An 8,328-nucleotide genomic window follows, 5' to 3' on the forward strand; every position below is an offset into this window, starting at 1 on the left:
CGTTGGGCGAGTCGCGAGGTGACCACGCGTGCCCGTTGTGCGAGGTGCGAGGCGGTTCGGCCCCCCCGGTCGCGGAGGCGGTCGAGCCGGCGTCAGCCGCCGCCCAGGACGTCGGCCAACGAGAACCTGACCGGGTGGTCCAGCTGGTCGTAGGTGCAGGACGCCGGGTCGCGGTCGGGGCGCCAGCGCACGAACTGCGTGGTGTGCCGGAACCGGGGGCCCTCCATGTAGTCGTAGCGGACCTCGAGGACGCGTTCGGGCCGCAGCGGCACGAACGACAGGTCCTTGCCGGCGTTCCACCGGCTCGTCTCGTTCGCGCGGGGGGTTCGCTCCCCCGCCTCGTGGGCCGCCCAGCTCCACGGGTGCTCCTCGAACGGGACCACGAGGGGCTGGAGCTCGTCGAACAGCTCCCGCCGACGGGCCATCGGGAAGGCGCCGACGACGCCGACGCTGGCCAGCGTGCCGCTGTCGTCGTGCAGACCCAGCAGCAGGGAGCCGACCGCGCCGGGGCCGGACGCGTGCACCCGGTAGCCGGCCAGGACGCAGTCGGCGGTACGGACGTGCTTGATCTTCGTCATGGCTCGCTTGTCCGGCTGGTAGGTCAGGTCCAGCTTCTTGGCGATCAGGCCGTCCAGGCCGGCACCCTCGAACACCTCGAACCAACGCCGGGCCTCCTCGACGTCCTGGGTGGCGGGCGTGACGTGGACGTCGGGGTGGCGACCGGGCAGGACCTGCTCCAGCAGCGCCCGCCGCTCGCTCAGCGGTCGCGAGGTGAGGTCGTCGTCGCCCAGCGCCAGCAGGTCGAACGCGACGAAGGCGGCCGGGGTCCGCTCCGACAGCATGGTGACCCGGCTGGCGGCCGGGTGGATCCGCTGCTGCAGGGCCTCGAAGTCCAGCCGGTTGCCCTCGGTGTCCGCCACGACGATCTCGCCGTCGACGACGCACCGCTCGGGGAACGCCTGCAGGACGGCCAGGACCACCTCGGGGAAGTACCGCGTCAGGGGCTTCTCGTTGCGGCTGCCGATGACCACCTCGTCGCCGTCGCGGAACACGACCGCGCGGAACCCGTCCCACTTGGGTTCGTAGTGCTGGCCCGGCGGGATCTCGGGGGCGGGCTTGGCCAGCATCGGCTTGACGGGCGGCATCACAGGCAGCTGCACGCGGCCAGTCTGCCCCCGGGGCCGGTCCGGGGCAGCCCTGCACCGCCGGACCGCCCCGGGGGCCGCGGCCCCTCGCCACCGTCGGTGGTCCGGGCCAGACTGCCGGCATGGTCCCTGCCGCGGAGTCGCTCGAAGTGGACGGCGTCCCCGTACGCCTCACCAGCGGTGACCGGGTGGTGTTCCCGGCCCTCGGCCCCGACGCCGGGACCAAGCGGCACCTGGCGCAGTACTACCGGGCCGTCGCCACGCACCCCAGCGGCGCGCTGATGACGGCGCTGCGGGACCGGCCCACCCACCTCCAGCGGTTCCCCGACGGGGTGGACGGCGACGAGGTGTACCAGAAGCGCCTGCCCAAGGGGGCCCCGGACGGGGTCCTGACCTGCCACGTGACGTTCCCGTCGGGGCGCGGCGCAGACGTGCTGCGGGTGACCCGACCGGCCGACGTGGTCTGGGCCGCGCAGATGTCCACCGTCACGTTGCACCCCTGGCACACGCGCTGCGCCGACACCGACCACCCGGACGAGCTCCGCATCGACCTGGACCCCCACGCGGGCACCGGCTTCGAGGAGGCGCGGGCCGTCGCGCTGGACGTCGTCCGCCCCGTGCTCGACGAGCTCGGCCTGGTCGGCTTCCCCAAGACGAGCGGAGGTCGCGGCATCCACGTCTACGTTCGGGTCCGGCCCGACTGGGACTTCGTCGGGCTGCGGCGGGCGGCGATCGCGCTGGCGCGGGCGTGCGAGCGGCGGGCGCCGGAGCGGGTGACCACCGCCTGGTGGAAGGAGGAGCGTGGCGAGCGGGTCTTCCTGGACTTCAACCAGAACGCCCGCGACCGCACCATCGCCTGCGCGTACTCGGTCCGACGCACCCCGCGCGCCACCGTCAGCACCCCGGTGACCTGGCAGGAGCTGGTCGACGTCGACCCGGACGACTGCACGATGGCCACGGTGCCGGCCCTGCTGGACCGGCGCGGCGACCCGATGGCCGGCATCGACGACGTGCACCACGACCTGCAGCCGCTGCTGGAGCTGGCGGACCGGGACGAGGCCGACGGCTTGGGCGACCTGCCCTACCCGCCCAGCTACCCCAAGATGCCGGGCGAGCCCAAGCGGGTGCAGCCGAGCCGCGACCGCGACCTCAAGCAGCCGTGAACCGCTGAACCGAGGGTCACGGGGCCCTCCAGCCCTCGGCCCGGTGCGAGGACGGCGGCACGGGTCCTGGGCGCGGGTCGATCGGGGGGCCGGCCGTCGGGTGGCTCGCCGCCGGGTGGCTCGCCGCCGGGTGGCTCGCCGCCGGGTGGGGCGGCGCCGGGTGGCTCGCCGCCGGGTGGGGCGGCGCCGGCGAGTACTGGGGTGGGTACGGAGGCGGGGGCGCAGTCAGGTAGGGCTGGGGCGGGTACTGCTGACCCACGTAGCCGTGCGGGCCGTACGGCCCGGCGGCGGGGGCGCCGCGCTCGGCGGGGGCGGGGGCGCGGACGGCCGCGACGACCGTCACCAGGACCGTGACCACCAGGGCGAGGAGTGCCCCCAGGGACACCCAGCCGGCGGCGCGAGCCGCACCACCGTCGGCGGCGGACAGCTCGTCCTCCTCCTGCTCGTCCCGCTCGTCCTGCTCGTCCTGCTCGTCTTGCTCGTCCCGCCCGTCGTCGAGCGCCGGTGCGGAGGCGACGTAGGGGTCGGCGGCGGCGAAGGCCCACTCCGGGTCCGCGCTGTCGTAGACGACCTCGACGTCGTCCCCGACCTCCGGCAGCACCTCCGTCCACTCCCAGTCGACGGCGGTGACGACCACCTCGTCCTCCGGCGTGGTCCAGCGCACGTCCACGGTGGGCCAGTCCCAGTCGTCGTCGACGTCCAGCACCTCGGCCGTGGCGTACGCGTCCAGGTACTCCGTGCCGAAGTCGTCGAAGAAGAAGCCGTTCCCGGTCGGGGGCATCGCCATCACCCCGGCGACGATCGCCACGAACGCCAGCGTCCCTGCCACCACGGCACCCACCGTGATGCGTACGGCCCTGCTCATCTGCGCCCCCTGGTCCGGCCCGACCCGGGTCACGGTACGAGCCCCGGCAGGAGCTGCGCTCCGACGTCGTCACGAAGCGTAGGTCGGGTCGCGGGCGGGCGGCATCCTCCGAACGTGCGAGACCGGCGGACCGGCGGGGCGGGCAGGGCGGGGCGGACCGGGGCGGGGCGACTGCATCCGGCACGACGAGCGGGGCGCAGGTGCACGGGCCGCCCGGACGCGAGCGTCGTCGGTCTCCTGGCCCGATGATGGACCCATGACCGACACGCTGACGCCGACGACCAACTGGGCCGGCAACGTCACCTTCTCCGCCCGCGCGGTGCACCGCCCCACCTCGCTGGACGAGGTCCGATGGTTCGTCACGGGGGCCGAGCGGGTGCGGGCCCTCGGCTCGGGTCACTCCTTCAGCACCGTGGCCGACACCGACGGCGACCTGGTCCTGCTGGACCGCCTGCCCAAGGACGTGGTCGTCGACCCGACCGCCGGCACGGTCACCGTGTCGGGCGGCTGCACCTACGGCGACGTGGTCGGCCCGCTCCACCAGGCCGGTCTGGCGCTGCCCTCGATGGGGTCGTTGCCGCACATCTCGGTCGCGGGCGCCATGTCGACCGGCACCCACGGCTCCGGCGACGGCAACCGCGTCCTCGCGGCCTCCGCGGTGGCCGTGCAGCTGGTCGGCGCGACGGGCGACCTGCTGGAGCTCGACCGCAGCGACGCCCGCTTCGACGGGGCCCTCGTCGCCCTCGGCACGCTCGGCATCGTCACCCGTGTGACGCTCTCGACGGTGCCCGGCTACCAGCTCGTCCAGCAGGTGCAGGACCGGATCCCGGTGGACGCGCTGGTCACGGCGGTGGACGAGGTCCTGGCCGCCGGGTACAGCGTGAGCGCGTTCACCTCCTGGGCGCCGGGCAGCACGGCGGAGGTGTGGGTCAAGCGCACCCCCTCGTCACCCGCCCCGGTCGACGGGTGGCTGGGCGGCGTGGTCGCCGACGGCCCTCGTCACCCCGTGCCGGGCATGCCGACCGAGCACGCCACCCAGCAGATGGGCGAGGTCGGACCGTGGCACGAGCGGCTGCCCCACTTCCGGATGGAGTTCACGCCCAGCAGCGGCGACGAGCTGCAGACGGAGTACCTGCTGCCCCGTGAGCACGCGGCCGCGGCAGCAGCCGCCGTCGCCGCCCTGGGCGACCGCATCGCCCCGGTGCTGCAGATCGGGGAGATCCGCAGCGTCGCGGCCGACGACCTGTGGTTGAGCTCGGCGTACGGCCGCGACAGCCTGGCGCTGCACTTCACCTGGGTGCCCGACCTCGACGCCGTGCTGCCGGTGCTGGCCGAGGTCGAGGCGGCCATCGCGCCGTTCGACGCCCGGCCGCACTGGGGCAAGGTGTTCACCACCGCTCCCGAGGTCGTCCGTTCCCTCTACCCGCGGCTGCCCGACTTCGTGGCCCTGCGCGACGACCTCGACCCGGACCGTCGCTTCGCCAACGCGTTCGTCGACCGCTACCTGGGGACCTGAGCAGCACGGCCACCCGTACGACGAACGGCACCCCGCCCCCGGGAGGGAGGACGGGGTGCCGTGGCTCGTACGGCTCAGCGCAGTCGGTCGAGCACCTTCGTCTCGACGACGGCGAGCACCGAGTCGGTCAGCTTCCCCAGCAGCGCGAACAGGATGATCGTCACGAGCACGAGCTCGATCTGACCGTTGCGCTGCGCGTTCTGCAGCTGCCAGCCCAGGCCCGCCGTGGCGCCGAGCAGCTCGGCGGCCACGAGGAACAGCCAGGCCTGGTTCAGGCCGAGCCGAGCCCCGGCCAGCAGCGACGGAGCGGCTGAGGGCAGGAGCACCGTGGTGACCCGCTGACGCCAGGACAGGCCGTACGCCTGGGCGACCTCGAGGAGGCCGACGTCCACCTGCCGGATGCCCGCGACGAGCGTGGCCAGCACGGGGAAGAACGCTCCGATGGCGATCAGACCGACCTTGTTCTCCTCACCGATGCCGAACCAGATGATGAGCACGCTGACCCAGGCCAGGGATGGCACGGCCCTCACGGCGGACAACAGGGGTGAGAGCATCCGGTTCGCGGTGCCGCTGAGGGCCACCAGCAGACCGACGACCACCGCGAGCGCGGCCCCGATGCCGAAGCCGAGGAACACGCGCTGCACGCTGATGGCCAGGTTCGGCCACAGCCGACCTGACTCGACGGCACTCACGAGTGCCCCTCCGAGCGCGGCGGGCGAGGAGTACCGGGCGACGTCCAGCACCCCGGCGCTCGCCAGCGCCTGCCACAGCGCCAGCAGGGCCACGGGCAGGACCAGGCCCAGGGCGAGGTCCCTGGCGCCACGACGGCTGCGGCCGGCGCGGGACGACCGTGGGCCGCCGGGGGCGACGGGTCCTCCGTCGCCGCTGGGCACGCCCTGCCACCCGGCCGGCGAGACTCCGCTCTCGAGCCCGGCGCCCTGCTGCAGCGAGACCCGCTCCGACGTGGTGAGGCTCATCTGCTCATCCTTCCGATCCGGCGGCCTCGACGGCCGCGGTGACGGGCTCCGGTGCGAACAGCTCCTCCAGGGCGGTGTCCGCGTCCTCCTGGCTGCTGACCTGACCGCCGTCGACGACGATCGGGATGATGCTGGCCAGGACGCCCTGCAGCTCCTCGCCGGGGACGGGGTCCACGTCGAAGTTGGTGCGCTCGGTCAGCACCTGCTCGGCGATGCCGGGGTCGATCTCGGCGGCCGTCGCGAGGATCTCGACGGTCTCCTCGGGGTTGTCCTGGATCCACTGCCGGGCCCGCTCGTACTGCGCCAGGACCAGCTCGACGGCCTCGGGGCTCTCCTCGAGGAAGTCCTCCCGGACGTTGAGCACGCTGTAGGACAACCGGGCGGGCTCACGCACCACGAGCTCGGCGCCGTCGCTGGTGACCGCGTCCGCCATGATCGGGTCGAGCCCGGCCCAGGCGTCCACCTGACCCTGCTGCAGCGCCAGCCGGCCGTCGGCGTGGGGCAGGTCGACGATCTCGACGTCTGCGGTCGTGAGCCCGGCCGCGTCGAGCGTCTGGAGCAGGAAGAAGTACGGGTCGGTCCCCGACAGCGCCGCGATGCTGGCGCCGTCGAGGTCCTCCGCAGCCGCGATGTCGGAGTCGGGGCCCACGACGATGGCCGACCACTCCGGCTGGGCCAGAACGTCCACCGTCCGCAGCGGGGACCCGTTGGCCCGCGCCAGCAGCGCGGCGGCCCCGGCGGTGGAGTTGAAGTCGACGACGTCGCCGCGGAGCAGCTCGTTGGCGGGGGCGGAGCCGGCCGAGAACTCCCACGTGACGGTGACATCGTCGCCGACGGCCTCCTCCAGCCAGCCCTGCTCCCGCAGCACGAGGCTCGCGGGGTTGTAGGTGGCCCAGTCGAGGCGGATCTCCTCGACCCCGAGACCGGGGTCGCCGGCCTCGACGGAGGCCTCGTCGGTGGCGGTGTCCGAGCCGCAGGCCGACAGCACGGTGGCGGCGGCGAGGGTGGCGGCGAGGACGAGGTGTGCGCGGTTCATGTGTGGGACTCCACTCCGACGAGTTCGAGCAGGCGGGTGCGCAGCCGGGCGGCCGCGGCGAGCTGGGACGGTTCGGTGCCGCCCCGGGGGCGATCGAGGTCGACCGGCACCTGGGTGGCGTGACCGCTGCCGGCCGCGCCCAGGACGGTGATGCCGTCGGCGAGGCGGGCGGCCTCGTCGACGTCGTGGGTGACCAGGACGACGGTGGTGCCGTCCGCGTGGACGAGCTCGTCGACCAGGGCCTGCATGTTGAGGCGGGTCAGGGCGTCCAGGGCGGCGAACGGCTCGTCCAGCAGCAGCACCCCGGGGCGCGCGATGAGCGCCCGCGCCAGGGCGGTGCGCTGCGCCATGCCCCCGCTGACCGATGCGGGCCGGTAGTCGCCGTAGCCCGCGAGCCCGACGCGCTCGAGCAGCCGGTCCACCTCGTCCCGGGACCCGGCGGACGGGTCGTGCCGGCGTCGGCGGGTGGCGCCCAGGGCCACGTTGCCCCGCAGGTCGAGCCACGGCAGCAGGCGGGGCTGCTGGAAGACGACGGCGACGCGCTCGTCCCCCTCCACGACATCGCTGCCGCCCAGCCGGGCCCGGCCGTCCGTCGGGCGGGTCAGCCCGGCGAGCACCCGCAGCAGGGTCGACTTGCCGCAGCCGGACGGTCCCAGGACGGCATGCACCGCTCCGGAGGGCACGTGCAGGTCGAGACCGGCCAGGACGGGTCCGCGACCGAAGTCGACCCCGACTCGTTGGACGTCGACGGGTAGGGACGGGGCACCGTCAGCCGGTCGGCCGGTGGGGCCTCGGGACGAGGTGGGCGTGGTCATGGGGGCTCCAGGGGGTGAACGGGCACCGGCACGGACGCCGGGCCCGAACAGGTCGGGGGCAGTCAGGGAGGATCAGGGGCGCGAGCGAGGCGCGCGCCGGGGGGCCGTCAGGCCTGGGGCATTCGCTGCGGGCACGGACACGCTGCGGCCGTGCGGCGGCAGAGGTCGACGTGGACGCGGGAGACCAGAGGGGCGGTCATGCGGGCCTGGGACACGGATTCCTCCATCGGTCCTGGCGGAAGCACCCGCACCCGTTGCCGGGGGGTTGCTGCGACGTCGACGAGCCAGGTCTCTCGGTCGCTCTGGATGGCTGGTGGAACGATAACCCACGACGTCCCGGGTGGCGATACGGACGTCCCGAGGCGCGAGACCCACCCTGCTGCTCCCCGCGCCGGTGCCGCCGGTGCCGCCGGTGCCGCCGGTGCCGCCGGTGCCGCCGGTGCCGCCGGTGCCGCCGGTGCCGCCGGTGCCGCCGGTGCCGCTTACCCTGCCGACCCGTGGCCGGCGGGCATACCTGCTCTGCCGGACGGTGCCCGCGTGACCTCCGGCGACCGGATCGATGTCGAAGGCCGCCATGCAGCGCCGGGGCTCCGACCGCACCGGGCTGGAGCTGACCGTCGGTGGGGCGCCCGTTCCGCGATGACGCCGACGCCGGCAGCAGGGACGGCTCGTACACCCTGGCCGGAGGAAGCCACCAGCCGCAGACCGGCTCGATGACGACTGCCGGGAAACGCAGAAATGGGTGGACGAGGGAGGTCGACGTCGACCTTCCTCATCCACCCACTGGTGCGTAACGCACGATAGGCCGCCC

General features: G+C 74.2%; 7 protein-coding genes and 1 riboswitch. Of the genes, 2 read left to right on the forward strand and 5 right to left on the reverse strand.

Translation table 11 applies throughout. The features are described from left to right. Positions 1–92 precede the first annotated feature (92 nt). Positions 93–1,160 carry an ATP-dependent DNA ligase gene (locus ACR80Q_RS16495; protein WP_435378743.1) on the reverse strand — a complete coding sequence of 356 codons (1,068 nt, stop codon included), beginning with the start codon at positions 1,158–1,160 and terminating at the stop codon, positions 93–95. 107 nt (positions 1,161–1,267) lie between these two features. Between ACR80Q_RS16495 and ACR80Q_RS16500 the strand changes: the two genes are divergently transcribed. Then, entirely contained in the window at positions 1,268–2,308 is a 1,041-nt protein-coding gene (locus ACR80Q_RS16500) for a DNA polymerase domain-containing protein (RefSeq protein WP_435378744.1), read from the forward strand. A gap of 16 nt (positions 2,309–2,324) precedes the next feature. Here ACR80Q_RS16500 and ACR80Q_RS16505 read toward each other — a convergent pair whose 3' ends face one another. Continuing rightward, on the reverse strand, positions 2,325–3,173 hold the full coding sequence (locus tag ACR80Q_RS16505; protein WP_435378745.1) for a hypothetical protein: 849 nt from the start codon (positions 3,171–3,173) through the stop codon (positions 2,325–2,327). Between the two features lie 256 nt (positions 3,174–3,429). Here ACR80Q_RS16505 and ACR80Q_RS16510 point away from each other — a divergent pair, with 256 nt between their 5' ends. Continuing rightward, complete coding sequence (locus tag ACR80Q_RS16510; RefSeq protein ID WP_435378746.1) at positions 3,430–4,689, forward strand: D-arabinono-1,4-lactone oxidase; 1,260 nt, start codon at positions 3,430–3,432, stop codon at positions 4,687–4,689. 74 nt (positions 4,690–4,763) lie between these two features. On the opposite strand, the gene ACR80Q_RS16515 is transcribed toward ACR80Q_RS16510, so the two are convergent. Genes ACR80Q_RS16515 through ACR80Q_RS16525 form a run of 3 tightly spaced genes read right to left on the reverse strand, consistent with a single transcriptional unit; the run spans position 4,764 to position 7,517 of the window. Further along, complete coding sequence (locus tag ACR80Q_RS16515) at positions 4,764–5,666, reverse strand: ABC transporter permease (RefSeq protein ID WP_435378747.1); 903 nt, start codon at positions 5,664–5,666, stop codon at positions 4,764–4,766. A gap of 4 nt (positions 5,667–5,670) precedes the next feature. Next, entirely contained in the window at positions 5,671–6,702 is a 1,032-nt protein-coding gene (locus ACR80Q_RS16520) for an aliphatic sulfonate ABC transporter substrate-binding protein (RefSeq protein WP_435378748.1), read from the reverse strand. Then, entirely contained in the window at positions 6,699–7,517 is an 819-nt protein-coding gene (locus ACR80Q_RS16525) for an ABC transporter ATP-binding protein (protein WP_435378749.1), read from the reverse strand. The genes ACR80Q_RS16520 and ACR80Q_RS16525 overlap by 4 nt, the downstream gene beginning before the upstream one ends. Positions 7,518–7,737: 220 nt before the next feature. Beyond that, positions 7,738–7,830: riboswitch (SAM riboswitch) on the reverse strand. Between the last annotated feature and the right edge of the window lie 498 nt (positions 7,831–8,328).

Origin of the sequence: Aquipuribacter aurantiacus, from assembly GCF_051216895.1 — a bacterium.
Classification (GTDB): Bacteria; Actinomycetota; Actinomycetes; order Actinomycetales; family JBBAYJ01; genus Aquipuribacter.

Bases quoted from the DNA above. Each gene is read 5' to 3' on its own strand.
- ACR80Q_RS16500 (WP_435378744.1), top strand. From the start codon at position 1,268: ATGGTCCCTGCCGCGGAGTCGCTCGAAGTGGACGGCGTCCCCGTACGC.
- ACR80Q_RS16505 (WP_435378745.1), bottom strand. From the start codon at position 3,173: ATGAGCAGGGCCGTACGCATCACGGTGGGTGCCGTGGTGGCAGGGACG.
- ACR80Q_RS16510 (WP_435378746.1), top strand. From the start codon at position 3,430: ATGACCGACACGCTGACGCCGACGACCAACTGGGCCGGCAACGTCACC.
- ACR80Q_RS16515 (WP_435378747.1), bottom strand. From the start codon at position 5,666: ATGAGCCTCACCACGTCGGAGCGGGTCTCGCTGCAGCAGGGCGCCGGG.
- ACR80Q_RS16520 (WP_435378748.1), bottom strand. From the start codon at position 6,702: ATGAACCGCGCACACCTCGTCCTCGCCGCCACCCTCGCCGCCGCCACC.
- ACR80Q_RS16525 (WP_435378749.1), bottom strand. From the start codon at position 7,517: ATGACCACGCCCACCTCGTCCCGAGGCCCCACCGGCCGACCGGCTGAC.